The sequence below is a fragment of the Variovorax sp. J31P179 genome (assembly GCF_030316985.1).
GTDB lineage: Bacteria > Pseudomonadota > Gammaproteobacteria > Burkholderiales > Burkholderiaceae_C > Variovorax > Variovorax ginsengisoli_B.
In genome coordinates, this window is record NZ_JASZYL010000005.1 from 172,777 (window position 1) to 198,998 (window position 26,222).

At 68.5% G+C, this 26,222-nt stretch carries 23 protein-coding genes and 1 pseudogene; 14 read left to right on the top strand and 10 right to left on the bottom strand.

The features are described from left to right. Positions 1 to 10: 10 nt before the first annotated feature. The 6 genes from QTI17_RS14660 to QTI17_RS14685 all read right to left on the bottom strand — a co-directional run bounded on the left by QTI17_RS14660 (position 11) and on the right by QTI17_RS14685 (position 6,356). Positions 11 to 781, bottom strand: a complete 771-nt coding sequence (locus QTI17_RS14660) for a DUF3025 domain-containing protein (RefSeq protein WP_286533989.1) — start codon at positions 779 to 781, stop codon at positions 11 to 13. A gap of 10 nt (positions 782 to 791) precedes the next feature. Continuing rightward, entirely contained in the window at positions 792 to 1,583 is a 792-nt protein-coding gene (locus QTI17_RS14665) for an NYN domain-containing protein (protein ID WP_286533990.1), read from the bottom strand. Then, complete coding sequence (pyrC, locus tag QTI17_RS14670) at positions 1,580 to 2,620, bottom strand: dihydroorotase (protein WP_286533991.1); 1,041 nt, start codon at positions 2,618 to 2,620, stop codon at positions 1,580 to 1,582. The genes QTI17_RS14665 and pyrC overlap by 4 nt, the downstream gene beginning before the upstream one ends. 26 nt (positions 2,621 to 2,646) lie before the next feature. Next, positions 2,647 to 4,089: a UdgX family uracil-DNA binding protein gene (locus QTI17_RS14675; RefSeq protein WP_286533993.1), complete on the bottom strand. Its 1,443-nt coding sequence runs from the start codon at positions 4,087 to 4,089 to the stop codon at positions 2,647 to 2,649. Continuing rightward, positions 4,089 to 5,351, bottom strand: coding sequence for a putative DNA modification/repair radical SAM protein (locus QTI17_RS14680; protein WP_286533994.1), 1,263 nt, complete (start codon positions 5,349 to 5,351; stop codon positions 4,089 to 4,091). The genes QTI17_RS14675 and QTI17_RS14680 overlap by 1 nt, the downstream gene beginning before the upstream one ends. A gap of 90 nt (positions 5,352 to 5,441) precedes the next feature. Beyond that, on the bottom strand, positions 5,442 to 6,356 hold the full coding sequence (locus QTI17_RS14685) for a LysR family transcriptional regulator (protein WP_286533995.1): 915 nt from the start codon (positions 6,354 to 6,356) through the stop codon (positions 5,442 to 5,444). 130 nt (positions 6,357 to 6,486) lie between these two features. On the opposite strand from QTI17_RS14685, the gene QTI17_RS14690 reads away from it, so the two are divergent. The 14 genes and pseudogenes from QTI17_RS14690 to QTI17_RS14755 all read left to right on the top strand — a co-directional run bounded on the left by QTI17_RS14690 (position 6,487) and on the right by QTI17_RS14755 (position 23,082). Beyond that, positions 6,487 to 8,610, top strand: a complete 2,124-nt coding sequence (locus QTI17_RS14690; RefSeq protein ID WP_286533997.1) for a 3-hydroxyacyl-CoA dehydrogenase NAD-binding domain-containing protein — start codon at positions 6,487 to 6,489, stop codon at positions 8,608 to 8,610. Between the two features lie 39 nt (positions 8,611 to 8,649). Next, positions 8,650 to 9,840, top strand: a complete 1,191-nt coding sequence (locus QTI17_RS14695; RefSeq protein ID WP_286533999.1) for an acetyl-CoA C-acyltransferase — start codon at positions 8,650 to 8,652, stop codon at positions 9,838 to 9,840. Between the two features lie 72 nt (positions 9,841 to 9,912). Further along, complete coding sequence (locus QTI17_RS14700; protein ID WP_286534000.1) at positions 9,913 to 11,121, top strand: acyl-CoA dehydrogenase family protein; 1,209 nt, start codon at positions 9,913 to 9,915, stop codon at positions 11,119 to 11,121. Between the two features lie 10 nt (positions 11,122 to 11,131). After that, positions 11,132 to 12,268: an acyl-CoA dehydrogenase family protein gene (locus tag QTI17_RS14705; protein ID WP_286534001.1), complete on the top strand. Its 1,137-nt coding sequence runs from the start codon at positions 11,132 to 11,134 to the stop codon at positions 12,266 to 12,268. After that, on the top strand, positions 12,268 to 13,467 hold the full coding sequence (locus QTI17_RS14710; RefSeq protein ID WP_286534002.1) for a CaiB/BaiF CoA transferase family protein: 1,200 nt from the start codon (positions 12,268 to 12,270) through the stop codon (positions 13,465 to 13,467). The genes QTI17_RS14705 and QTI17_RS14710 overlap by 1 nt, the downstream gene beginning before the upstream one ends. Positions 13,468 to 13,486: 19 nt before the next feature. Continuing rightward, on the top strand, positions 13,487 to 14,485 hold the full coding sequence (locus QTI17_RS14715; RefSeq protein WP_286534003.1) for a Bug family tripartite tricarboxylate transporter substrate binding protein: 999 nt from the start codon (positions 13,487 to 13,489) through the stop codon (positions 14,483 to 14,485). A gap of 66 nt (positions 14,486 to 14,551) precedes the next feature. Then, positions 14,552 to 16,471 (top strand): acyl-CoA synthetase, encoded by a 1,920-nt coding sequence (locus QTI17_RS14720; RefSeq protein ID WP_286534005.1) that lies wholly within the window; start codon positions 14,552 to 14,554, stop codon positions 16,469 to 16,471. Between the two features lie 39 nt (positions 16,472 to 16,510). Continuing rightward, the gene (locus QTI17_RS14725) at positions 16,511 to 17,509 is read left to right on the top strand and encodes a Bug family tripartite tricarboxylate transporter substrate binding protein (protein WP_286534007.1); all 999 of its coding nucleotides are present in this window, start codon (positions 16,511 to 16,513) and stop codon (positions 17,507 to 17,509) included. Between the two features lie 30 nt (positions 17,510 to 17,539). Further along, positions 17,540 to 18,289, top strand: coding sequence for an electron transfer flavoprotein subunit beta/FixA family protein (locus QTI17_RS14730; RefSeq protein ID WP_286532443.1), 750 nt, complete (start codon positions 17,540 to 17,542; stop codon positions 18,287 to 18,289). A 76-nt stretch (positions 18,290 to 18,365) separates the two neighbouring features. Beyond that, positions 18,366 to 19,300, top strand: a pseudogene (locus QTI17_RS14735) (electron transfer flavoprotein subunit alpha/FixB family protein). Between the two features lie 145 nt (positions 19,301 to 19,445). Next, on the top strand, positions 19,446 to 20,006 hold the full coding sequence (locus tag QTI17_RS14740) for a TRAP transporter small permease (protein ID WP_286534008.1): 561 nt from the start codon (positions 19,446 to 19,448) through the stop codon (positions 20,004 to 20,006). After that, the gene (locus QTI17_RS14745) at positions 20,003 to 21,301 is read left to right on the top strand and encodes a TRAP transporter large permease (RefSeq protein ID WP_286534009.1); all 1,299 of its coding nucleotides are present in this window, start codon (positions 20,003 to 20,005) and stop codon (positions 21,299 to 21,301) included. The genes QTI17_RS14740 and QTI17_RS14745 overlap by 4 nt, the downstream gene beginning before the upstream one ends. 29 nt (positions 21,302 to 21,330) lie before the next feature. Further along, positions 21,331 to 22,365 carry a DctP family TRAP transporter solute-binding subunit gene (locus tag QTI17_RS14750; RefSeq protein ID WP_286534010.1) on the top strand — a complete coding sequence of 345 codons (1,035 nt, stop codon included), beginning with the start codon at positions 21,331 to 21,333 and terminating at the stop codon, positions 22,363 to 22,365. A gap of 87 nt (positions 22,366 to 22,452) precedes the next feature. Continuing rightward, positions 22,453 to 23,082 carry a nucleotidyltransferase family protein gene (locus QTI17_RS14755; RefSeq protein WP_286534011.1) on the top strand — a complete coding sequence of 210 codons (630 nt, stop codon included), beginning with the start codon at positions 22,453 to 22,455 and terminating at the stop codon, positions 23,080 to 23,082. Here QTI17_RS14755 and QTI17_RS14760 read toward each other — a convergent pair. The 4 genes from QTI17_RS14760 to QTI17_RS14775 all read right to left on the bottom strand — a co-directional run bounded on the left by QTI17_RS14760 (position 23,018) and on the right by QTI17_RS14775 (position 26,167). Beyond that, positions 23,018 to 23,755, bottom strand: coding sequence for an amino acid ABC transporter ATP-binding protein (locus QTI17_RS14760; RefSeq protein ID WP_286506855.1), 738 nt, complete (start codon positions 23,753 to 23,755; stop codon positions 23,018 to 23,020). The genes QTI17_RS14755 and QTI17_RS14760 overlap by 65 nt on opposite strands. 24 nt (positions 23,756 to 23,779) lie before the next feature. Further along, positions 23,780 to 24,445, bottom strand: coding sequence for an amino acid ABC transporter permease (locus QTI17_RS14765; protein ID WP_286534013.1), 666 nt, complete (start codon positions 24,443 to 24,445; stop codon positions 23,780 to 23,782). Position 24,446: 1 nt separating this feature from the next. Then, complete coding sequence (locus QTI17_RS14770) at positions 24,447 to 25,175, bottom strand: amino acid ABC transporter permease (RefSeq protein ID WP_286534014.1); 729 nt, start codon at positions 25,173 to 25,175, stop codon at positions 24,447 to 24,449. 89 nt (positions 25,176 to 25,264) lie between these two features. Then, a complete protein-coding gene (locus QTI17_RS14775) occupies positions 25,265 to 26,167 on the bottom strand; it encodes a transporter substrate-binding domain-containing protein (RefSeq protein ID WP_286523948.1) in 903 nt (300 codons plus the stop codon). Positions 26,168 to 26,222 lie beyond the last annotated feature (55 nt).

The following is a 26,222-nucleotide window of genomic DNA, read 5'->3' on the forward strand; positions in this document are numbered from 1 at the left end:
CCAACTGGAATCAGAAGGAAATCTCGCGCCGCCGCCGCGGGCTCCTGAAGACGAAAGGGTCGTCGTAGAAGGCCGGCGCCTCGTTGGGCGCCCACCAGCCCGGCACGCCCAGCACGGGCAGCGGCACGAAGGGCTTGGTGGCGAGCCAGGCGGGATCGAGCGCCGCCGCGATCCTTGAGTCGTCCGCGCCGAGCGACGGGCTGGCACCCGGTGCCATCAGCACATGGGCGGTGGCCGCCTTGCGCGGGGCGGCGAGCTTCTCGAGCAGCGCGTGGCCGAAAACCTGCAGCCGGGCGTCGCGCCACAGGTCCCGCCGCGTGACGAAGAGCCGCTGCCAGTCGCGCGCGAGCAGCGCCTCCCACAGGGCTGCGGGGGCTTCGAGCACCGCGCCGTTCTCGTCGAAGAGGGTCAGCGCATCGCGCAGCGGCCCGCGGGTGGCACCGATGCCGGCGCGTGCGATCTCCGCCGCCTGCAGTTCGTTCAGGCGCCGCTTAGCGCGCGGAAAGCGCAGCCACGCCAGGCCGTTGAAGAGATCGTGCAGGTTGTCCCGCGTCGGCACGCCCGCGGTACGGAAGATGAAAGCCTCGTAGGCTTCGGCGCCCGCGCTGTCGCCCGCGACGAAGCGCAGCGGCCCGGCGGCCAGGTCGATGGGCGACGGCTCGCTCGCCAGCGCCTCGGCCACGCCGAGGCCGGATGCAGTTCTTGCGGCCACCCGTTGCACGCGGGGCGCGAACGGCGCCAGCCAGGGCAATGCGGCGTCGACGGCCAGTCCGGCAGCCATCGCCGTCGCCTCAGGCCGGCATCGGCCCGATGTACTGGACCTTGTTGGGCGTCTTCTCGGGGGTCAGCAGGAACAGTTCGGGGTATTTCTTGAACAGCTTGGGCGAACTCGCACTCTTGCCGAGCAGCTTGGCGGCGCGCAGTCGCTCGGCCGCGACGTTGAGCTCGACCTTGTTGCCCATGCCGAGCTCGGCCACGGCATCGAGGATGTGCAGCACGTCATCGGGCAGCACCGGGGCGCGCGGCGCCGGGGCGGGCGATTCGGCCTTGGTGCGGCGCGGCGCACGCGCGGTGCGCTTGGCGGCGGGCTTGGGTGCGGGCTCCGCCTTGGCGGCCTGCCGGGCGGCGGGCCTGGCAACGGCGGCCTTGCTCGAAGACGAATGATGCTGGAGGTCGACGAAGCTGTCGTAGATCGCCACGGTCTCCTCGCCGGTCTTGCCCTGCTGGCCGATGCCGCAGACGCGGCAGCCCTTTTCACGCAGCCGGATCACCAGTGGCGCGAAATCGGAGTCGGACGACACCAGCACCACGACATCCGGCCGTTCGGCGATCACCAGGTCGATGGCGTCGACCGCCAGCGCGATGTCGGTGCTGTTCTTGCCGGCCGACAGGTTGACCATCGGCCGGATGGACAGCCGCTTGAAGAGCGACTGCTGCTTGAGTGCGGTCTCTGCATTGCAGTAGGCGCGCCGCACATGCACCGCGCCGTGCTCGGCCAGGGTGCGTTCGAGCGCCTGCTCGATCACGTCGGCCGACACGTTGTCGGCGTCGACCAGCAGCATCACGCGTGGCGACAGACTCATGCGAGCCTCCAGGCCACGGTCTCGCCGCCGCGCAAGGGCTTCAGCGTGGCGTCGCCGTAGGGCACGGTCTCGGGCACGGTCCAGCTTTCGCGCCGCAGGGTCACGCTGTCGGTGTTGCGCGGCAGGCCGTAGAAGTCGGGGCCGTGGAAGCTCGCGAAGCCTTCCAGCTTGTCGAGCGCACCGGCGTTGTCGAAGGCCTCGGCGTAGAGCTCGATCGCGGTCAGCGCGGTGTAGCAGCCGGCGCAGCCCAGCGCATGCTCCTTGAGCGCGGCCGGGTGGGGGGCGCTGTCGGTGCCGAGGAAGAAGCGGTCGCTGCCGCTGGTGGCGGCCTCGACCAGCGCCACGCGATGGGTCTCGCGCTTGAGCACCGGCAGGCAGTAGTAGTGCGGCCGGATGCCGCCGGTGAAGATCGCGTTGCGGTTGTAGAGCAGGTGGTGCGCCGTGATCGTGGCGGCGGTGAAGCGATTCGCATCGCGCACGTAGTGGGCGCCCTCCTTCGTCGTCAGGTGCTCGAACACCACCTTGAGTTCGGGGAAATCGCGCCTGAGCGGGATCATCACGCGGTCGATGAAGACCGCCTCGCGGTCGAACAGGTCGACCGCCGGGTCGGTCACCTCGCCATGCACCAGCAGCAGGAGGCCGTGCTTCTGCATCGCCTCGAGGGTGGCGTAGGTCTTCTTGATGTCGGTCACGCCGGCATCGCTGTTGGTGGTGGCGCCGGCGGGGTAGAGCTTGAGGGCGCGGACGCCGGCCGCGGCGGCGCGCTCGATCTCGTCGGGCGGCAGCTTGTCGGTCAGGTAGAGCGACATCACGGGCTGGAAAGCGGAGCCGGCGGGCAGCGCCTCGAGGATGCGGGTGCGGTAGTCGAGCGCCTGCTGCGCGGTGGTCACGGGCGGGCGCAGGTTGGGCATGATCAGCGCGCGGCCGAACTGGCGGGCCGAATGCGGCAGCACGGCTTCGAGCGCGGCGCCGTCGCGCACATGCAGGTGCCAGTCGTCGGGGCGGGTGATCGTGAGGGTGTCGGCGGGGGTGGTCATGGGGCCGATTGTCCCATCGCGCAGCGTCAGTCCCGCTGTTGGGCGAGGGCCAGGTCGGCAAGCCAGCGCGCCCATGCGTCGGCCCGCTGGTCGTCGGGCAGCCGCAGCAGCGCAGAGGGATGCAGCGTCACGAAGACCGGCAGGCCGTCGCTGCGCTCCCGGAGCCAGATCCCGCGCTCGGACTGCACGGCCACCGGCCGGCCGAGCAGGGCCCGTGCCGCGGTGGCACCCAGCGCGACCAGAGCGCGCGGGCGCACCAGCGCGATCTCGTGGGCCAGCCATCCCGCGCAGGCCTCGGCCTCGCGCTGGGCCGCCGTCTTGTGGATGCGGCGCTTGCCGCGCAGCTCGTACTTGAAGTGCTTGACCGCGTTGGCCAGGTAGACCGCATCGCGCGGCCAGCCCAGGTGTGCCATGGCCTGGTCGAGCAACTGCCCGGCGGGGCCCACGAAGGGCCGGCCCTCCAGGTCCTCGAGGTCGCCGGGCTGTTCGCCGACCAGCATGTGCGCCGGCTGCGGCGGCCCTTCGCCGCAGACCGCCTGCGTCGCCAGGGCACCGATCGGGCAGGCCCGGCAGGCATTGGCGGCAAGGCGCAGTTCGTCGAGCGACTGTGGCACGGCGCCTTCCGCCGGCATCGGATGCAGCGGGATCGGCGCCCGGATGCGGCGGGCCGGCGTCGGCGGCGCTTCGATCATGGCGCGGCTGCGCTCGCCGGCCGCTGCCGACAGCGGCTCGATCAGCGCCGCCTCGGGCAGGTTGTGCCAGTAGCGACGCGGCATCTCGCGCCGCATCATCGCCAGCTTGAGTCGCGCCGGGTTGAAGATGTGGGCGTAGTAGGTCAGCCAGAGCTGCTCGCCGGCATCGGGCGGCGGCTTCTCGCGGCGGTCGGCACCCGGGCCGAAACGCAGATCGGCGCCATCCCATTCGACGCAGCGCTCGGGCGTCAGGATGGCCCAGCGCATCTGGGCGAAGCGGCGCATGAAGAAGGGCGCATTGGCTTCGACGATGTGGTGCTCGGGCTCGAACCAGGCGACATGGCGCTCGCCGTCGACGCGGGTGAAGCGCACGAAGGCGCGCATCTTGTGGATGTCCCGGCGGACCTCTCGGGCCAGTTGCTGCGCCCGCAGCAGATCGGGGTCGAGCGGATCGTGCCGCATGGCCGGCTCGCGCAGCAGCCGCCAGAGCAGGCGGTAGAGCAGTGCGAAGCGCTGGGGTTCGCTGTGCAGCAGGGCCTCGTCGCAGAGCGCCGCGAAGCCTGCGGGCACATGCACCACGGCCGGCGCTCCTGGCGCATGGCCGGGCTCGCCGGGCGCTTCGTCGCCCCACAGCGAGGCCGTGGCGCCGCGCGGCGTGTCGTCGTCCGACCAGTCGACCTCCGAGGGCTCGGCACCCTGCCCGAGCAGCCGCCTCGCTTCGCGCCGGAAGCCCTCGCGGTCGGCCGCGCCGTCGAGGCGCACGCTGTGGCGCGCCATCAGAAAAGCGGTGCCTGCTGCTGCCGCGCCTGGCGCGCGCGGGCCTCGTGCACCGCGCGCGGCCGCGCCGCGGGCCGGTGGCCGTCGACCTGCACGAAGGGCAGCACCTTGCGCGCCGGCAGGTGCAGCCGCTGCAGGTCCTCGGCCCGCAGGCGCCGCACGCGCCGGGCTTGCAGCAGGCTCGCGACCGCCTTGACGCCGAGGCCGGGCACGCGCAGCAGCCATTCGCGGGGGGCCGTGTTGAGGTCGACCGGAAAACGTCCCTCATGCGCCAGCGCCCAGGCGAGCTTGGGATCGACGTCGAGCCGCAGCAGCCCGTCCGGTGCGGCCACGATCTCGTCGTGCGCAAAGCCGTAGAAGCGCATCAGCCAGTCGGCCTGGTAGAGCCGGTGCTCGCGCATCAGCGGCGGCGCCTGCAGCGGCAAGGCGCGCGCCGCATCGGGAATCGGGCTGAAGGCCGAGTAGTACACGCGCTTCAGGCGGTAAGCGCCGTAGAGCGTGGCGCTCGACGCCAGGATGTCGCGGTCGTCGGTGGCGTCGGCGCCGACGATCATCTGCGTGCTCTGGCCAGCCGGCGCAAAGCGGGGCGGCTTCGCGGCTTTCGGCGCCGCGGCCGGCAGCGCGCGGATCGGCAGCACGCGGCGGGCGTCGTCCTCGCGCTCGTCGATGTGCAGCCGCAGCCGCGCCATCGAGCGCCGGATCGCGCCCTCGTCCTTCTCGGGTGCCAGCGCCTTCAACCCGGCGGCCGTCGGCAGTTCGACGTTGATGCTCAGGCGGTCGGCGTAGCGGCCCGCGCGCAGCAACAGCTCGTCGCTGGCATCGGGAATCGTCTTCAGGTGGATGTAGCCGCGGAAGCCGTGGTCCTCGCGCAGGGCGCGGGCCACCTCGACCACCTGCTCCATGGTGTGGTCGGGCGACTTGATGATGCCGCTCGAAAGGAACAGCCCCTCGATGCAGTTGCGGCGGTAGAAGTCGAGCGTCAGCTGCACCACCTCGTCGACGCGGAAACGCGCGCGCGGCACGTTGCTGGAGGCCCGGTTGACGCAGTAGAGGCAGTCGTACTGGCAGTGGTTGGTCAGGAGGATCTTGAGCAGCGAGATGCAGCGGCCGTCAGGCGCGTAGCTGTGGCAGATGCCGGCGCCCTCGGTCGAGCCGATGCCGCGGCCGCCGAGCGAGTCGCGCTTGCTCGTGCCGCTGGACGCGCACGAGGCGTCGTACTTGGCGGCGTCGGCGAGGATGGCGAGTTTCTGCTGGAGGTCCATGGGGGGCCAGATACTGGATGAATAAACAGTATTTTGACCGCGCCGCAAGACCCTCCGGGGCGCGTTGGCATCGGAGCGCAACGAAGCCCGCTACGGCGCGGGCGGGTTCGCCGCAGCGTTGCCGCGCACCCGCTCCAGAATGAAATCGATGAAAGTCCGGATCGCCCGCGTGTGCTGCCGGTTCGGCATGTAGAGCATGTACATCCCGGTGCCGAAGATGCTGAGCCGCCAGTCGTCGAGCGTGGTCAGGACCTCGCCGCGGCGGACGTCGTCCAGCACCACGTAGTCGGGCACCAGCCCGATGCCCAGCCCGGCCAGGATCGCCTGCCGCAGGAACAGGAAGTTCTCCGAGATCAGCGTCGGCTCGAGGATCACCTCGCGCCGCTCCTCGCCCTGGTAGGCCGACACGCGCAGCTGGCGCCCGACCACCGCCGAGGTGACGACCGGCGCACCCTGCAACTGGTCGAGCTGGGTCGGCAGGCCGTTCGCCTCGGCAAAGCCGCGCGAGGCGCAGGCCACGTAGCGCACCGGCCCGAGCTCGCGCGCCACCAGGTTCTGCGGCGGCTCGGGTATCACGCGGATCGCGATGTCGACCTCGTCGCGCAGCAGGTCCTCGATCCGGTTCTCGAACAGCACGTCGAGCACGATGCCCGGGTACATGCGCTTGAAATCGATCAGCCAGCCCGACATCACGAGCTGGCCGTAGCCGCTCGGCACGCTCAGGCGCACCCGGCCCTGCAGGCTCTGTCCCAGCGTGGTCACCGATTCCCTGGCCGCCAGCAGCTCGCCCTGGATCGCCAGGCCATGCTGGTACAGGCGCAGGCCGATCTCGGTCGGCTCGGCCCGCCGCGTGGTGCGGCGCACCAGCTGGGCGCCGACCGAGCGCTCGAGCTGGTTCAGGTGGTAGCTGACGTTGGCCCGGCTCATCTTGAGCCGGCGCGCGGCTGCGCTCAGGTTGCCGGCATCGAGGATCTCGACCAGAAGGGTCAGCGATTGCAGGTCCATGGCCACCATTGTGTCAAAAATCCTTTGACAGTCTGTCAATGGTCAATGCAATTGTCAAAGGCCGGAGCCGGGTCAAGAATGCTGGGTTCATTCCGGACCCATCGCCCCGTCAAGCAATCGGAGACACACCATGGCCCAGACCCCCGCAACTTCCGCCTCCCCCGTGAGCTTCACGCGCCAAGCCGACGTGCTGGTCGTGACCATCGACAACCCGCCGGTCAACGCCCTGGGCGTCGACGTCCGGCGCGGCCTGGCCGCCGCGATCGCCGCGGCCGAGGCCGACAGCGAGGCCAAGGTCGTGCTGATCGTCGGTGCCGGACGCAATTTCATCGCCGGCGCCGACATCCGCGAGTTCGGCCAGACCCCGCAGCCGCCGTTGCTGCCCGAGGTCTGCGCCGCGATCGAGAACTGCAGCAAGCCTGTGGTGGCCGCGATCCAGGGCGCGGCCCTGGGCGGCGGGCTCGAGATCGCGCTGTCCGCCCACTATCGCCTGGCCGTGCCCTCGGCCAAGCTGGGCCTGCCGGAAGTCGCTCTGGGCCTGCTGCCGGGCTCGGGCGGCACGCAGCGCGCACCGCGCCTGATCGGCGCCAAGGCCGCGCTCGAACTGATCTTGAGCGGCCGCCACGCCGGCGCCAAGGAAGCGCTCGCGCTAGGACTGGTCGATCGCCTCGGCGAAGGCAGCGAGGCCCTGCCCGAAGGCCTGGCCTATGCCCGTGAACTGATCGCCGCCAAGGCGCCGGTGCGCCGCACGCGCGACGCCCAGGCGCTGGCCGACGCCGAAGCCAGCCGCGCCGCGCTCGAAGCCGCGCGCGCCGACACCGCGAAGAAGAGCCGCGGCCTGTTCTCGCCGATGAAGATCATCGAAGCCGTCGAGGCCGCGCTCACCAAGCCCTTCGACGAAGGCATGGCGCTCGAGCGCAAGCTGTTCCTGGAGTGCATCGACAGCCCGCAGCGGGCCGGCCTGATCCACGCCTTCTTCGCCGAGCGCGAAGTGCTCAAGGCGCCCGAGACCAAGGCCGCCAAGCCGCGCGCCCTCGAATCGGCCGGCATCATCGGCGGCGGCACCATGGGCGCCGGCATCGCGGTGGCGATGCTCGACGCCGGCATGCCGGTCACGATGATCGAGCGCGACGATGTGCAACTCGCGCGCGGCCGCGCCAACGTCGAGAAGGTCTACGATGGCCTGGTCAAGAAGGGCCGCATGACGCCCGAGGCCAAGGACGCCGTGATGGCGCGCTTCTCGGGCTCGACCTCCTACGATGCGCTGGCCAAGGCCGACATCGTGGTCGAGGCGGTGTTCGAGGACATGGCGGTCAAGAAGGCGGTGTTCGCCGAACTCGACCGCGTCTGCAAGCCCGGCGCGGTGCTGGCCACCAACACCTCCTACCTCGACATCGACGAGATCGCGGCCAGCATCTCGCGCCCCGGCGACGTGGTCGGCCTGCACTTCTTCTCGCCGGCCAACATCATGAAGCTGCTCGAGATCGTGGTGCCGGCCAAGGTCAGTGCCGACGTGGTCGCGACCGGCTTCGAGCTGGCGAAGAAACTCAAGAAGGTGCCGGTGCGCGCCGGCGTCTGCGACGGCTTCATCGGCAACCGCATCCTGGCCGTGTACCGCCAGGCGGCCGACCACATGATGGAAGACGGTGCCTCGCCGTACGAGATCGACGCGGCGGTGCGCAACTTCGGCTACCCGATGGGCCCGTTCCAGGTCTCGGACCTGGCCGGCGGCGACATCGGCTGGGCCACGCGCAAGCGCAAGGCCGCCACGCGCGACCCCAAGGCGCGCTACGTGCAGGTGGCCGACCGCATCTGCGAACGCGGCTGGTTCGGCCAGAAGACCCAGCGCGGCTACTACCTCTACCCCGAAGGCGCGCGCACCGGCCAGCCCGACCCCGAAGTGCTCGCCATCATCGATGCCGAGCGCCAGCGCGCCGGCATCACGCCGCGCAGCTTCAGCGAGGACGAGATCATGCGCCGCTACATGGCGGCCATGATCAACGAGGGCGCCAATGTCGTGCACCAGCGCATCGCGCTCAGGCCGCTCGACGTCGATGTGACCTTCCTGTACGGCTATGGCTTCCCGCGCTTTCGCGGCGGCCCGATGAAGTACGCCGACATGGTGGGCCTGCCGAAGGTGCTGGCCGACATCCAGGAATTCGCCAAGCAGGACCCGGTGTTCTGGAAGCCCTCGCCGCTGCTGGTGGAGCTGGTGGAGCGCGGCGCTGATTTCGCCAGCCTCAACAAAGACTGAGACCCTGCGGGACAGACCCACAAAACCAAGGAGATCACCATGCGCGAAGCCGTCATCGTTTCCACCGCCCGCACCCCGCTCACCAAGGCGCACCGCGGCGAATTCAACATCACGCCGGGCGCCACGCTCGCCGCCTTCGCAGTCAAGGCCGCGGTCGAGCGCTCGGGCCTGGACCCGGCGCTGATCGAGGACGCGATCCTCGGCTGCGGCTACCCCGAAGGCACGACCGGGCGCAACATCGCGCGCCAGGGCATCATCCGCGCCGGCCTGCCGATCTCGATCGCCGGCACCACGGTGAACCGCTTCTGCGCCTCGGGCCTGCAGGCGATCGCGATGGCCGCCGGACGCATCGTGGTCGACGGCGCCCCGGCGATGATCGCGGGCGGCGTCGAGAGCATCTCGCAGATCCGCACCCGCAGCGCCACCGATGCCGGCGACAGCGGCATCGACCCCTGGATCCAGGAGCACAAGCCGGCGCTCTACATGGCGATGATCGAGACCGCCGACATCGTGGCCCAGCGCTACAACATCGGCCGCGAGGCGCAGGACCGCTTCTCGGCCGAGAGCCAGCGCAAGACCGAAGAGGCGCAGCTCGCCGGCCGCTACAAGGAAGAGATCGTGGCCTGCACCACCACGATGGCCGTGACCGACAAGGAGACCAAGGCGGTCACGCATCGTGAAGTGACCGCCACCGAGGACAACTGCAATCGCCGGGGCACCACCTACGAGGCGCTCGCCAAGCTGAAGCCCGTGATGGGCGATGACAAGTTCATCACCGCCGGCAATGCCTCGCAGCTGTCGGACGGCGCCTCTGCCTGCGTGCTGATGGAAGCCAAGGACGCGGAGCGCGCCAACCTCAAGCCGCTGGGCGCCTTCCGCGGCCTCGCCGTGGCCGGCTGCGAGCCCGACGAGATGGGCATCGGCCCGGTGTTCGCCGTGCCCAAGCTGCTGGCGCGCCATGGCCTCAAGGTCGACGACATCGACCTGTGGGAGCTCAACGAGGCCTTCGCCTCGCAATCGATCTACTGCCAGGAGAAGCTCGGCATTCCGTCGGAACGGCTCAACGTCGACGGCGGCGCGATCTCGATCGGCCACCCCTTCGGCATGACCGGCGCACGGCTCGCGGGCCACGTGCTGATCGAGGGCAAACGGCGCGGCGCGAAGTACGCGGTGGTGACGATGTGCATTGCGGGCGGCATGGGCGCGGCCGGGCTTTTCGAGATTTACTGAGACCTTGCGGGACAGACCAAGAAACTGCGCAGCAGTTTTTGCTCTGTCCTCAACTGACTAGAAGGACCCACCATGGACCTGAACTTCACCCCCGAAGAAGAAGCCTTCCGCAGCGAAGTGCGCACCTTCCTGGCCGACAAGCTGCCGGCCCGCCTCTCCGACAAGGTCGCCAGCGGCAAGCATCTGTCGAAGGCCGACATGCAGGAATGGCATGCCATCCTCAACGCCCGCGGCTGGCTCGCCAACCACTGGCCCGAACAGTACGGCGGCCCGGGCTGGACCGCGGTCGAGAAGTTCATCTTCGAGAACGAATGCGCGCTCGCCCATGCGCCGCGCATCGTGCCCTTCGGCGTCAACATGCTCGGCCCGGTGCTGATCAAGTACGGCAACGAGGCGCAGAAGCGCCACTGGCTGCCGCGCATCCTCGACGGCAGCGACTGGTGGTGCCAGGGCTACTCCGAACCCGGCGCGGGCTCCGACCTGGCCTCGGTCAAGACCCAGGCGGTGCGCGGCATCGACGCCCAGGGCGACCACTACATCGTCAACGGCCAGAAGACCTGGACCACGCTCGGCCAGCACGCCGACATGATCTTCTGCCTGGTGCGCACCAACCGCGAAGCCAAGAAGCAGGAAGGCATCAGCTTCCTGCTGATCGACATGAAGTCGCCCGGCGTCGAGGTGCGGCCGATCATCACGCTCGACGGCGAGCACGAGGTCAACGAGGTCTTCTTCTCCGACGTGCGGGTGCCGGCCGAGAACCTGGTCGGCGAGGAAGACAAGGGCTGGACCTGCGCCAAGTACCTGCTGACCTACGAGCGCACCAACATCGCGGGCGTCGGCTTCTCGGTGGCTGCGATGGCGCAGCTCAAGGCGATCGCCGCAAGGCAACGCAAGAGCGGCCGCCCGCTGGCCGAGGATCCGACCTTCGCCGCGCGCATGGCCAAGGTCGAGATCGACCTCGAGAACATGAAGACCACCAACCTGCGCGTGATCGCGGCGGTGGCCGGCGGCGGCGTGCCGGGGGCCGAGAGCTCGATGCTGAAGATCCGCGGCACCGAGATCCGGCAGGAGATCTCGTCGCTGGCGCGGCGCGCGATGGGCGCGCAGGCGCGGCCCTTCGTGGCCGAGGCGCTCGAGGACGGCTTCGACGGCAATCCGTTCGGCCCCGAGTATTCGGCCGCCGCGGCGGCGCGCTATTTCAACAACCGCAAGCTGTCGATCTTCGGCGGCTCCAATGAAATCCAGAAGAACATCATCTCCAAGATGATCCTGGGGCTCTGAAGGCAACGCCATGAATTTCGAACACAGCGAAGACCGGCGCATGCTCGCCGACAGCCTGAACCGCTTCATCGCGGAACAGTACGCCTTCGACACGCGCGACCGCATCGCGAAATCGCCCGAAGGCTTCAGCGCCGATATCTGGCGCCAGTTCGCCGAGCTCGGCGTGATCGGCGCGCTGTTCGGCGAGGCCGACGGCGGCTTCGGTGGCGGCGGCTTCGACATCGCGGTGGTCTTCGAGGCGCTGGGCCGCGGCCTGGTGGTCGAGCCGCTGCTGGGCGCCGTGATGGCCGGCGAGGCGATCTCCGCCGCGGGCAGCGAAACGCAGAAGGCGCTGCTGGCCGAGATCATCGGCGGCACCACGATCGCGACGCTGGCCCACGACGAAGCCGGCAGCCACTACGAACTCGCGCGCGTCGAGACGCGTGCCGCGCGAAGCGCTGACGGCTGGGTGCTCGACGGCGCCAAGGTGGTGGTGCAGCAGGGCGCGCAGGCCGACCTGTTCGTGGTCTCGGCGCGCACCGCGGGTGCGGTCGACGACGAAGCCGGCATCTCGCTGTTCCTGGTGCCGGCGAAGACCGCCGGCCTGGCGGTGCGCGACTGCCCCGCGATCGATGGCGGCCGCGTGGCCGAGCTCCGCTTCGACAAGCTCGCGCTCGGCGCCGATGCACTGCTCGGCACCGAAGGGCAAGCCCACGCAACGCTGGAGCGCGCCATCGGCCGCGGCGTGCTCGCCCTGTGCGCCGAGGCGCTCGGCGCCATGGAAGCGGCCAAGACCGAAACGCTCGAGTACCTGCGCACGCGCAAGCAGTTCGGCGTGCTGATCGGCAGCTTCCAGGCGCTGCAGCACCGCATGGCCGACCTGCTGCTCGAGATCGAGCAGGCCCGCTCGGCGGTCATCAACGCGGCAGCGGCCATCGACGCCGATCGCGTGACGCGCGAGCGCGCGCTGTCGGCGGCCAAGTTCAGCATCGGCCGCATCGGTGCGCTGGTCGCCGAAGAGAGCATCCAGCTGCACGGCGGCATCGGCATGACCTGGGAACTGCCACTGGCCCACTACGCCAAGCGCCTGGTCATGATCGACCACCAGCTCGGCGACGAGGACCACCATTTGCAGCGCTACATCGCGCTCGGCAAGGAGGTCCACTGATGAACGGCGCGCTGCCGCTCGCGGGCGTCCGCGTGCTCGACCTCTCGCGCATCCTGGCCGGTCCCTGGTGCGGCATGGTGCTGGCCGATTTCGGCGCCGAGGTGATCAAGGTCGAGCACCCGGTGCGCGGCGACGACACGCGCGACTGGGGCCTGCGCGTCGGCAACACCGAGACCGCCTACTTCAACAGCGTCAACCGCAACAAGCGCTCGGTCGCGATCGACCTGCAGACCGCCGAAGGCCAGGAGATCGTGCGCGAGCTGGTCAAGAAGTGCGACGTGCTGATCCAGAACTTCAAGTTCGGCGGCATCGACAAGCTCGGCCTGGGCTACGAGGCCCTGCGCGAGATCAACCCGGGGCTGGTCTATTGCTCGATCTCGGGCTACGACCGCACCGGCCCCGAAGCCGCGCGCCCCGGCTACGACCTGGTGGTGCAGGGCGAGGCCGGCCTGATGGCGATCAACGGCGAAGCCGACCAGCCGCCGCTCAAGTTCGGTGTCGCCGCGGTCGATTTGTTCACCGGCATGTACTCGGCGCAAGCCATTCTCGCGGCCCTGTTCGAACGCCAGAAGACCGGCCGTGGCCGCCACGTCGAGATGGCGCTGTTCGACTGCGGCCTGATGATCACGGCCTACTACGGCCTCGAGGCGCTGCTGCTGGGCGAAGACCCGCCGCGCTACGGCAATGCGCATCCGTCGATCGTGCCCTACGGCGTGTTCGACGCCGAAGACGGCCCGCTGGTGATCACGGTCGGCAACAACAGCCAGTTCGCGCGCTTCTGCACCGACGTGATCGAGCGGCCCGACCTCGCGGCCGACGAGCGCTTCAAGACCAACATCCTGCGTTCCGCCAACCGCGCGCTGCTGATGCCCGAGATCAACCGCGAACTCGGCAAGCGCAAGCGCCGTGCGCTGCTCGAGCAGCTGACCCGCTCGGGCATCCCGTGCGGCGAAGTGCTCGGTCTGCTCGAGGCGCTGCAATCGAAGCGCGCCACCGAGGCCGGCCTCGTGACCACGCAGCCGCATCCGGTGGCCGGCACGGTCAACGTGCTGGCCCCGCCCTACCGCTTCGACGGCGAGCGGCTGCCGGTGCGCAATGCGCCGCCCCAGCTCGGCGAAGGCACGCACGAGGTGCTGCAGTCGCTGCTCGGCCTGTCCGACGAAAAGCTCTCGCAACTGAAATCCAACGGCGTCCTCTGACGCCACTGAACCGTACCCAATGTCCTTTCGCATTCCCGTTTCCGTTCGCAATCCGGCGCGCCGCGCCCTGCTCGCCCTGGCACTGCCGCTTCTCGCCGGCGGCGCCTTCGCCCAGGCTTTTCCAACCAAGCCGATCACCATCATCGTGCCCTTCCCGGCCGGCGGCCCGACCGACGTCGCGACCCGCATCATCGGCCAGAAGATGGCGCAAGGGCTCAAGCAGCCGGTGCTGATCGACAACCGCGGCGGCGCCTCCGGCACCATCGGCGCGGCGATCGCGGCCAAGGCGGCGCCGGACGGCTACACGCTGGTGATGCTGGCCACGCCGACCCTGCTGGCCGGCCACCTCTACGGCCCGACCAGCTACGACATCTTCAAGAACTTCACGCCGGTCGGCACCACCTACGACCTGCCGATCGTGATGGTCGTGAACCCCAAGGCGCTGCCCGAGGTCACCGGCCTGCAGCAGCTGATCGCCAAGGCCCGTGCCGACGGCGGCAAGTTCAACTACACCACCGCGGGCGCCGGCAGCTTCGGCCACCTGACGACCGAGAGCCTCAAGAACGTGGGCAAGTTCGAGATGCAGCACGTGCCCTACCGCGGCAGCGCGCCGGCCGTGACCGACCTGATCGGCGGCCAGGTGCCGATGATGTTCTCGGACCTGATCGCGGTGCTGCCCCACATCCGCTCGGGCACGCTGCGCGCCATCGCGGTCGGCTCGTCCAAGCGGCTGAGCCTGCTGCCCGATGTCAAGACGGTCGCCGAACAGGGCTTCCCCGGTTTCGATGCCACCTCGTGGGGCGGCATGCTGGCGCCGGCCGGCACGACCAAGGACGTGATCGCACGCCTGAACACCGAACTGAAGAAGGCGCTGGCCGACAAGGAAGTGCAAGCCAAGCTCGAAGGCGTCGGCACCTTCGCGGCCTTCCAGACGCCCGAGCAGATGACGGCCCGCATGCGCCAGGACTACGAGCGCTGGGGCAAGGTGATCCGCGACAACAACATCAAGAACCAATAGCCGGCGATTTGCGCCGCGGCCCGCGCGGCGCATGATCGGGCGACGACATTTGCAGGAGACAGGACCATGAGCGCAGCGCCCTTCAGCGCATCGTTTCCGATTCGCAGCCTCGACGACATCCGAAAGCTCGAGGCCGCGCCGCTGGCCGAAGCGCTCACGGTGCGCAGCACCTACGAGATCTTCCGCAATTCCGGCGCCGCCTTCGGCGACAAGACCGCGCTGACCTTCCTGCGCACCGGCGACCCGGCCGACGCGCCGATCCGCTGGTCCTATGCGCAGCTGCTGGCCGGCATCCACCAGACCGCGAACCTGCTGCACCGGCTCGGCGTCGGCCCGGACGACGCGGTGGCGGTGCTGCTCCCGGGCTGCCTCGACTACCACCTGGCGCTCTGGGGCGGCGAGGCGGCCGGCATCGTCCAGCCGCTCAATCCGCTGCTGACCGACGAGAAGCTGGTGGCCCTGATGACCGCGGGCCGGGCCAAGGTGCTGATCGCCTACGGTTCGGACGCCGAGTCGGGCATGTGGTCGAAGGCGATGCGCCTGCGCGGCCAGGTGCCCACCTTGACCACGGTGCTGCGGGTGGCGCCGCACGACGAGGCGCCCGGCAGCGCCGGCGACCTGCCCGATGGCGTGGCCGATTTCGGCGCCTTGCGTGCCGCCGAGCCCGACGACCGGCTGGCCAGCGGCCGCGACATCGCGCCGGGCGACATCGCCGCCTACTTCCACACCGGCGGCACGACCGGTGCGCCCAAGCTCGCGCGCCACAGCCATGGCGCGCAGGTGTTCACGGCCTGGGCCAGCGTCAACATGACCGGCCAGGGCCCGAACGACGCGTCGATCAATGGCTACCCGCTGTTCCACGTCGCCGGCGTGTTGCCGGCTTCGCTGGCCTCTCTGTCGGCGGGCGTCGAAGTCATCATCCCGACCACCGCGCTGCTGCGCAACAAGCAGGTGCTGGCGAACTACTGGCGGCTGGTCGAGAAGTACCGGCCGACCTCGCTGTCCGCCGTGCCCACGGTGCTCGCGGCGCTGGCCAACGTGCCGCTGGACGGCGCCGACATCTCGTCGATCAACTACTGCCGCACCGGTGCCGCCGTGCTGGCGCCCGAGCTCGCGGCCCGCTTCGAGCGGCTGTTCGGCCTGCACGTGCACGAGAGCCTCGGCATGACCGAGATGGCGGGCATCTCGACCATCACGCCGCCGGGCGTCGTCGGGCCGGCCGGCTGCGTCGGCTTCCGGCTGCCATATTCGCAGCTGCGCGTCGTGGCCCTGGACGCCGACGGCAACGCCAGCGACCGCGACCTGCCGGCGGGCGAGCAGGGCATGGTGCTGTTCAAGTCGCCCAACCTGTTCTCGGGCTTCGTCGACCCGGCCGACAACGCCAAGGCGTTCACCGCAGACGGCTGGCTCGCCACGGGCGACCTGGGCTGGATCGATGGCGAAGGACGGCTGAACCTCAGCGGCCGCTCCAAGGACCTGATCATCCGCAGCGGCCACAACATCGACCCGAAGGTGATCGAGGACGCGCTCGGCGCCCACCCCGCGGTGCAGCTGTGCGCCGCGGTCGGCGCGCCCGATGCCTACGCCGGCGAGCTGCCGGTGGTGTTCGCGACCCTGAACCCCGGCGCCTCGGCCAGCGAGGCCGAACTGCTCGAGTTCGCCGCCGCGCGGGTCGACGAGGCGCCGGCCAAGCCGCGTTCGGTGATCGTGATCGAGAGCATGCCGATGACCAACGTCGGCAAGATCTACAAGCCCGAGCTGCGCGCGATGGCCGCGCGCAGGGTGGCCGAAGCGATGGTCGGCGAAGCCTGCGCCGCGCTGGGCCTCGACGCCGCGGCGCGGCCACTGGTCGAGGCCGATGGCGACAACGCGCTCAAGGTGCGCATCGATGCCACGGCCGCGGGTGCGCAGGCCGAGCCCTTGCGCCAACAGTTGCAGCAGGCCCTGGGCCGGCTGCCTTTCAAGACGCAGGTCGTCCTGCGATAGCGACCGATCCCTGACAAGTACATGAACCCGGAGACACCCATGACCCACCCCACCACGAGCCGCCGAGCCTGGCTCTGTGCTGCTGCCTCGGCCGCCGCGCTGTGCGGCATCTCGCCGGCCCAGGCGCAGCCAGCCTGGCCCAGCAAGCCGATCAGGATGGTCGTGCCCTTTGCCGCCGGCGGCGCCACCGACGTGCTGGCACGGGTGATCGGCGAGAAGCTGGCGGCCGGCCTGGGCCAACCCGTGATCATCGACAACAAGCCGGGTGCCGCCGGCATCATCGGCACCGACGCGGTCGCCAAGGCGGCGCCGGACGGCTACACCATCGTGCTGTCGCTGAGCAATTCGCTGCTGACCAACCAGTTCCTGTACGAGAAGCTGCCCTACGACACGCAGCGCGACCTCACGCTGGTCTACCAGATCGCGATGGCCCCGCTGGTGCTGGTGGTGCATCCGAGCGTGCCGGTCAAGACCGGCCCCGAGCTGCTCCAGTACGCCAGCGCCCACAAGGGCAAGCTGGCCTACGGCTCGTACGGCGTGGGCGCCTATCCGCACCTGGCCGGCGCCCACATGAGCCTGACGCAGAAGGCCGACATGAACCATGTCGCCTACAAGGGCGAGGCGCCGATGCTGCAGGACCTGATCGGCGGCCAGATCCAGATGGCCTATGCCAGCGCGCTGGTGGCCAAGCCGCACGTCGAGGCCGGCAAGCTCAAGGCCATCGGCGTCACCGGCGAACGCCGGATGAGCACGCTGCCCAACGTGCCGACACTGGCCGAGCAGGGCCTGAAGGACGAGGCCTACCGGGTCACAGGATGGCTGGCGATCGCCGCGCCGGCCAACACGCCAAAGCCGATCGTCCAGCGGCTGGCCGACGAGGTGCGCAAGGCGACGCAGCAGCCCGACGTGCAGGCCAAGGTCGCAGCGATGGGCTTCGAGATCAAGGACAGCTCGCCCGAGGCATTCGCGGCCGCGTACCAGAAGGAGCGCCCGATCTGGGAGCGCCTGATCAAGCAATCGGGCGCCAAGCTCGAGTGAACTCACGTCCAGACTGAAGGAGTGCCAACCATGAAGATTCTTGTTCCCGTCAAGCGGGTCGTCGACTACAACGTCAAGGTGCGCGTGAAGAGCGACGGCACCGGTGTCGACATTGCCAACGTCAAGATGAGCATGAACCCCTTCGACGAGATCGCCGTCGAAGAAGCCGTGCGCCTGAAGGAGAAGGGCGCCGCCACCGAGATCATCGCGGTCTCGTGCGGCGATGCGAAGTGCCAGGAGACCCTGCGCACCGCGATGGCCATCGGTGCCGACCGTGGCATCCTGGTTGAGACCACCGAAGAGCTGCAGCCGCTGGCCGTGGCCAAGCTGCTCAAGGCGCTGGTCGACAAGGAGCAGCCCGGGCTGATCATCCTGGGCAAGCAGGCGATCGACGACGACGCCAACCAGACCGGCCAGATGCTGGCGGCGTTGGCCGATCTGCCGCAGGCGACCTTTGCCTCGAAGGTCGAAGTGGCGGGCGACAAGGTCAACGTGACCCGTGAAGTCGACGGCGGCCTGGAGACCATTTCTCTTTCCGTGCCCGCGGTCATCACCACCGACCTGCGCCTGAACGAGCCGCGCTATGTCACTTTGCCCAACATCATGAAGGCCAAGAAGAAGCAGCTGGACACGTTCAAGCCGGAAGACCTGGGCGTGGACGTCAAGCCGCGCCTGAAGACCTTGAAGGTCAGCGAGCCGCCGAAGCGGGGTGCCGGCATCAAGGTGCCGGATGTGGCGACCCTCGTCGACAAGCTGAAGAACGAAGCGAAGGTAATCTGAAAAGCTTGCGGGACAGACCGCAGCGCGAAGCGCAAGCTCTGTCCCCAACTGATCAGGCCAATTTTTTGGAACAAAAATGACCGTACTTGTTATTGCCGAACACGACCACGCCACGCTCAAGCCGGCGACCCTCAACACCGTCACCGCCGGCATCGCCTGCGCCAGCGGCGATGTCCACGTGCTGGTGGCCGGTGCCAACGCCGCCGAAGCCGGCAAGGCCGCCTCTCAAGTCGCAGGCGTGGCCAAGGTGATCGTCGCCGACAGCCCGTCCCTGGCCGAGAACCTCGCCGAGAACGTCGCCGCCAGGTGCTTGCCATCGCGAAAAACTACAGCCACATCCTGTTCCCTTCGACCGCCAACGGCAAGAACGTCGCCCCGCGGGTGGCCGCGCTGCTGGATGTCGCCCAGATCAGCGACGTCACCAAGGTCGACAGCCCCGACACCTTCGAGCGGCCGATCTATGCGGGCAACGCCATTGCCATCGTGCAGAGCAGCGATGCGATCAAGGTCGTCACCGTGCGCACCACCGGTTTCGATGCGGCAGCGGCCACCGGTGGCAGCGCCGCCGTGGAAACCGTCGCAGGCGTCGCCGACAGCGGCAAGTCCAGCTTCGTGGGCCGCGAAGTCACCAAGAGCGAGCGCCCCGAACTGACCGCCGCCAAGATCATCGTCTCGGGCGGCCGGGCGCTGGGCAGCGCCGAGAAGTTCCAGGAAGTGATGGCGCCGCTGGCCGACAAGCTCAACGCCGGCCTGGGCGCCAGCCGCGCGGCGGTGGACGCGGGCTACGCCCCGAACGACTGGCAGGTCGGCCAGACCGGCAAGATCGTCGCCCCGCAGCTGTACATCGCCTGCGGCATCTCGGGCGCGATCCAGCATCTGGCGGGCATGAAGGACTCCAAGGTGATCGTGGCGATCAACAAGGACGAAGAGGCGCCGATCTTCTCGGTGGCCGACTACGGCCTGGTGGCCGACCTGTTCACGGCCGTGCCCGAATTGGTCAAAGCGCTCTGAGCCGGGGCGGCAGCTAAGGAAACCCCCGATATCGAAATGGTCATGGATCGTTACGATCCCTGGCTGCTTCCCTGTCGAGGTGTACGGACCGCGTCCCGGCGTCCGCCCGGTGACATGACGTGGCCTCACCTTCCTGCTCCCCCCGATGACCTCTCCCACCGAGTCCGGCCCCGTGCTGGACGCCGCCAGCCCCCTCCCCCCTGAAATCGAAGCCGCCGACGAGCCGACCCGCGTTCCGCTCGCGATCGAGGACTGGGCGACCGTGCTCATCATGGGCCTGCTGGCCTGCATCACCTTCGCCAACGTGCTGGTGCGCTACTTCACCGACTCGTCCTTCGCCTGGACCGAGGAGTTCTCGGTCTTCCTGATGATCCTGCTGGCGCTGGTGGCGGGCTCCGCGGCAGTGGCGCGCGACCGCCACATCCGCATCGAGTACTTCGCCGAGAGCGGCAGCATGGCGCGGCGCAAGCGGCTGGCGCAGTTCGGCGCGATCACGGTCGCGCTGCTGTTCCTGCTGATCGGCGCGCTCAGCGTGCGCGTGGTGTGGGACGACTATCGCTTCGAAGAGACCTCGCCCGGCATCGGCGTGCCGCAATGGTGGTATTCGATCTGGCTGCCGATCGTCTCGTTCGCGATCGCGCTGCGGGCGCTGGGCCTGTTCATCCGCCGCGGACGCAAGACCAACTACGGGGATTCGGAGCGATGATCCCCACGCTGCTCTTCGTCGCCTTCGTGGCGATGATGCTGGTCGGCGTGCCGATCGGCGCCGCGCTCGGCCTCGCCGGCGCCGCCTGCATCGCGCTGGCCAACAGCGATGCGCAATGGTTCGGCCTCCTGGCCGTGCCGCAGAACTTCTACGCCGGCCTCGGCAAGTACCCCCTGCTCGCGATCCCGATGTTCGTGCTGGTCGGGTCGATCTTCGACCGCTCGGGCGTGGCGCTGCGCCTGGTCAACTTCGCGATCGCGATCGTCGGCCGCGGCCCCGGCATGCTGCCGCTGGTGGCGATCGTGGTGGCGATGTTCCTCGGCGGCATCTCGGGCTCCGGCCCGGCCAATGCCGCCGCGGTCGGCGCCGTGATGATCACCGCCATGTCGCGCGCCGGCTATCCGGCCGCCTATTCGGCCAGCGTGGTCGGCGCCGCCGCCGCCACCGACATCCTGATCCCGCCCTCGGTCGCCTTCATCGTCTACTCGGTGCTGGTCCCCGGCGCTTCGGTGCCGGCGCTGTTCGCCGCCGGCATGATCCCCGGCATCCTGGCCGGCGTGGCGCTGATCGTCCCGGCCGTCTGGCTGGCCCGCAAGAACAAGATGGGCGCACTCGAATCGAGCCTGCCGCGCCCGCCCTTCTGGCGGAGCTTCCGCGAGGCCACCTGGGGCCTGGCGGCGCCGGTGCTGATCCTGGGCGGCATGCGCGCCGGCCTCTTCACGCCGACCGAGGCGGCGGTGGTGGCGGTTTTCTACGGCCTCTTCGTCGGCATGGCGATCCACCGCACGATCAAGGTCCGCGACCTGTTCGTGATCCTGCGCGAATCGGGCGAGCTGTCGGCCGTGATCCTGCTGGTGGTGTCGCTGGCGGGCATCTTCGCGTACTCGTTGTCGACCCTCGGCGTGATCGATCCGGTCACCCGCGCCATCGTCAATTCGGGGCTCGGCGAGTACGGCGTGCTGTCGCTGCTGATCCTGCTGCTGATCACGGTCGGCATGTTCCTCGACGGCGTCTCGATCTTCCTGATCTTCGTGCCGCTGCTGTGGCCGATCGTGCAGTACTACAAGTGGGACCCGGTGTGGTTCGGCGTCATCCTCACGCTGAAGGTCGCGCTGGGCCAATTCACGCCGCCGCTGGCCGTCAACCTCATGGTCTCCTGCCGCATCGCCAACGTGCGCATGGAAGAGACCGTGCGCTGGGTCGGCTGGATGCTGTTCGCGATGTTCCTCGTGATGGTGGCCGTGATCATCTGGCCCGAACTCGCACTCTGGCTGCCGCGCAAGCTCGGCTACTGACTTTCCGATTCATTCCAAGGAGACTGTCCATGAAATTCCGTCGTTCCCTGCTCGGCCTGCTCGCCGTCGCTGCCACGCTGGGCGGCTTCTCGGTGGCCGCGACCGCCCAGGCCTACAAGGCCGAGTACAAGATGTCGCTGGTGCTGGGTCCGCCGACGCCGTGGGGCGAAGCCGGCCGCATCTGGGCCGACCTGGTCAAGGAGCGCACCCAGGGCCGCATCAACATCAAGCTGTACCCGGGCGTGTCGCTGATCCAGGGCGACCAGACGCGCGAGTTCAGCGCGCTGCGCCAGGGCGTGATCGACATGGCGGTCGGATCGACCATCAACTGGTCGCCGCAGGTCAAGCAGCTCAACCTGTTCTCGATGCCCTTCCTGATGCCCGACTACGCGGCAGTGGACGCGCTGACGCAGGGGCCGGTCGGCAAGGAAATCTTCGCCACGCTCGACAAGGCCGGCGTGGTGCCGCTGGCCTGGGGCGAGAACGGTTTCCGCGAAGTGACCAACTCGAAGAAGCCGATCAAGACGCCCGAAGACCTGAAGGGCATGAAGGTCCGCGTCGTCGGCTCGCCGATCTACTCCGACATGTTCAGCGCCCTGGGCGCCAACCCGACCCAGATGAGCTGGGCCGACGCCCAGCCCGCGCTCGCCAGCGGCGCGGTCGACGGCCAGGAGAATCCGCTGTTCCTGTTCACGGTGCTGAAGATGCACACCGTGGGCCAGAAGTTCGTGACCACCTGGGGCTACGTGTGCGATCCGCTGGTGTTCGTGGTCAACAAGGAAGTCTGGTCTTCGTGGACGCCGGCCGACCAGGCCATCGTGCGCCAGGCCGCGCTCGACGCCGGCAAGCAGGAGATCGCCATTGCCCGCAAGGGCCTGGTCGAGCCCGGCAAGCCGGTGCTCAAGGACATCGCCGGCATGGGCGTGACCGTGACCCAGCTCACGCCCGACGAGCGCGAGGCCTTCGTCAAGGCCACGCGGCCGGTGTACGACAAGTGGAAGAACACCGTCGGCGCCGACCTGGTGGCCAAGGCGGAGAAGGCGGTGGCGGCGCGGTCGAAGTAGGCTGGCCTCGCGGCGTTGGACGAAGCCCCGCACGCGGGGCTTTTTTCATCCTTTTCGCCTGCCTGGCACGCCTATGCTCTTCAAGCCATGCAAGACCGATTTCTCGCCGACGTCCTCCGCAACCGCCACAACCGCGCGATCCTCGAGCGCTGGCCCGCCTTGGCCCTTCCGGACGGCTGGCTGGTCGCCGGCTGCCTGTTCCAGACGGTGTGGAACCTGCAGGCGGGCCGTGCGCCGGAGACGGCCATCAAGGACTACGACCTGTTCTACTTCGATGCCGGCGACACCACGGCGGCGGGTGAGCAGAGCGTGCAGGCGCGGGTCGACGCGGTGCTGGGAGACATCGGCGTCACCGTCGAAGCGTCCAACCAGGCACGCGTCCACCTTTGGTACGAATCGCATTTCGGTCAGCCCTACGCCCCGCTGCACAGTGCGAAAGATGGCATCGATCGCTTCCTGGTGCCGGCCACCTGCGTCGGCATCCGGCCCGCCGAACTCTACGCCCCGAACGGGCTGAAGCTGCTCTACGAGGGGCTGCTGACGATGAACCCGCTGACGCCGCACCGCGAGCTGTTCGAGCGCAAGGCCGCGTCCTACCGCGCACGCTGGCCCTGGCTTCGGATCGGGCCGCTCGGCACCGATCCGCCCGCGCCTAGTGCTGCAGGATCTTGTTCAGGAAATCCTTGGTCCGCGGCTGACGATTCTCGGGGTGGGTGAAGAACTCCTCCTTCGAGCAGTCTTCCAGGATGCGGCCGCCGACGTCGATGAAGATCACGCGGCTCGCCACCTTGCGCGCGAAGCCCATCTCGTGCGTGACCACCATCATGGTCATGCCTTCCTTGGCCAGCGACACCATCACGTCGAGCACCTCGCCGACCATCTCGGGGTCGAGCGCCGAGGTCGGCTCGTCGAACAGCATCACGATCGGGTCCATGGAGAGCGCGCGGGCGATCGCCACCCGCTGCTGCTGGCCGCCCGACAGCTGCCCCGGGAACTTGTCCTTGTGCGCCATCAGGCCCACGCGGTCGAGCATCTTGAGGCCGCGCGTCTTGGCCTCGTCGGCACTGCGGCCCAGCACCTTGATCTGGGCGATCGTGAGGTTCTCGGTCACCGACAGGTGCGGGAACAGCTCGAAGTGCTGGAACACCATGCCGACCTTGGAGCGCAGCTTCGGCAGGTTGGTCTTGGGGTCGTGCAGCGGAATGCCGTTCACCGTGATCTCGCCCTTCTGGAAGGGCTCGAGCGCGTTGACGGTCTTGATCAAGGTGGACTTGCCCGAGCCCGAGGGCCCGCAGACCACCACCACGTCGCCCTTGGAGATGCTGACGGAGCAGTCGTTGAGCACCTGCACCGGGCCATACCACTTGGAAACGTTCTTGATTTCAATCATTTTGTCGGACATCGGTTTGCTCCTTCAGCGGATGATGGCGATCTTCTTGTGCAGCCGCTTCACGAGCCATGAAAGCGAATAGCACAAGACGAAATAGACGACGGCGGCCAGCAGGTAGGCCTCTTCGGGCCGGCCGAAGTTCTTGCCCGCAGTGTCGAAGCCCTTGAACAGGTCGTAGGCGCCGATGGCGTAGACCAGCGAGGTGTCCTGGAACAGGATGATGGTCTGGGTCAGCAGCACCGGCAGCATGTTGCGGAAGGCCTGCGGCAGGATCACCAGCTTCATGTTCTGGCCGTAGGTCATGCCCACTGCCTGCCCCGCGAACACCTGCCCGCGCGGAATCGACTGGATGCCGGCGCGCATGATCTCGCTGAAGTAGGCGGCCTCGAAGGCGACGAAGGTGATGACGGCCGAGTACTCGGGCCCGATCGGCCGGCCGATGATGTTGGGCACCAGCAGGAAGAACCACAGGATCACCATCACCAGCGGGATGCTGCGCATGCCGTTGACGTAGATCGCCGCCGGCATGTCGAGCCACTTCTTGCCCGACAGCCGCATCAGGGCCAGCAAGGTGCCGAAGAAGATGCCGCCGAGCGTGGCGACCACCGTCAGGAACACGCTGAAGTAGAGGCCCTTGAGCAGGAAGCTGCTGACGACGGCCCAGTTGAAGAACGTGAGGTCGAGATTCATGTCAGTGTCCTCCGCCGCCGGTTCCGGCCACGACGAAGCCCGGCACCCGGACCCTCTTCTCGACCCAGGCCATGATGCGGTTGATGACCATCGCCGAGATCACGTAGAGCACGGTCACGGCCATGTACATCTCGGTCACGCGCGAGGTCTCTTCGCCGGCCTGCATCGCGAACTGGATCATTTCGGGAATCGACACCGCGAACGCGACCGACGAATTCTTGAAGATGTTCATCGACTCGCTGGTGAGCGGCGGGATGATGATGCGGTAGGCCATCGGCAGGATGACGTAGCGGTAGTACTGCGGCGTCGTGAAGCCCACCGCCATGCCGGCGTAGCGCTGGCCCTTGGGCAGGGCCTGGATGCCGGAGCGCAGTTGCTCGGCGATCCGGGCCGAGGTGAAGAAGCCGAGCGCGAAGACCACCAGGATGAAGGGCGGCAGGCCGGACATGACCGGGAACATCTTGGGCACGACGTGGTACCACAGGAAGATCTGGACCAGCAGCGGCACGTTTCGGAACAGCTCGACCCAGGCATTGCCGAAGCGCACCAGCCACGGGCTGTCGGGCAGCGTGCGGATCACGCCGACCAGCGAGCCGAGCACCAGCGCCACGACCAGCGAGCACAAGGACACCGACACCGTCCAGCCCCAGGCCGACACCAGCCACTGCCAGTAGGTCGGTATCTTGCCGCCCGGATCTTCCAGGAAGACCTGCCAATCCCATTTTCCCATTTGAACTCCTCGATGATTGTTGGAGGCCTCTCACAAAACAAACGCCCGCCGGAAAAGGCGGGCGTTCGTTCACGCATCAGCCCGCGTGCTTACTTCTTGACGTAGTCTTCCATCGGCTTGTTGTTGGGGTTGGCCCAAGCAGCCTTGGTGGCTTCCGACAGCGGCAGGCCGACCTTGGTGTTGGTCGGCGGGATCGGCTGCATGAACCACTTGTCGTACAGCTTGGCCAGCGAGCCGTCGGCGATCTGGCGCTTGATGCTGTCGTCGACCGCCTTCAGGAAGGCCGGGTCGTCCTTGCGCAGCATGCAGGCGATCGGCTCGACCGACAGCGCATCGCCGACGATCTTGAAGTCGGCCGGGGCCTTCGACTTGGCGATGTTGCCGGCCAGGATCTGGCCGTCCATCACGAACGCATCGGCGCGGCCCGATTCGAGCAGCAGGAAGCTGTCGGCGTGGTCCTTGCCCATGACTTCCTTGAAGTCGATGCCCTGGGCGCGCTCGTTCTTGCGCAGGGTCTGCACCGAGGTCGTGCCGGTGGTCGTGACCACGTTCTTGCCGTTGAGGTCCTTGATCGAGTTGATGCCCGAATTGGCCTTGACCGCGATGCGCACTTCCTCGACGTAGGTGGTGATGGCGAAGGCGACGTCCTTCTGGCGCGTGGCGTTGTTGGTGGTCGAGCCGCATTCGAGGTCGACGGTGCCGTTCTGCACCAGCGGCACGCGGTTCTGCGAGGTCACCAGCTGGCGCTTGATGTCGAGCTTGGGCAGGCCCAGCTGCTTCTGGATGTCGGCCAGGATGCGCTCGGACATCTCGGTGTGGAAGCCGACGTACTTGCCGTCGCCGATGGTGTAGGCCAGCGCGCCGGACGAGTCGCGCACGCCCATCGTCACGGCACCCGTGGACTTGATCTTGGCCAGCGTGTCGTTGGCCTGGGCGAAGGCTCCTCCTGCGGCGAGCACCATCACGGCCAACGCCAATACCTGCTTCTTCATACTTGACTCCTGAGACTGAGAGAAAGACTCGAAATTCTAGACGCCCGCATTCTGC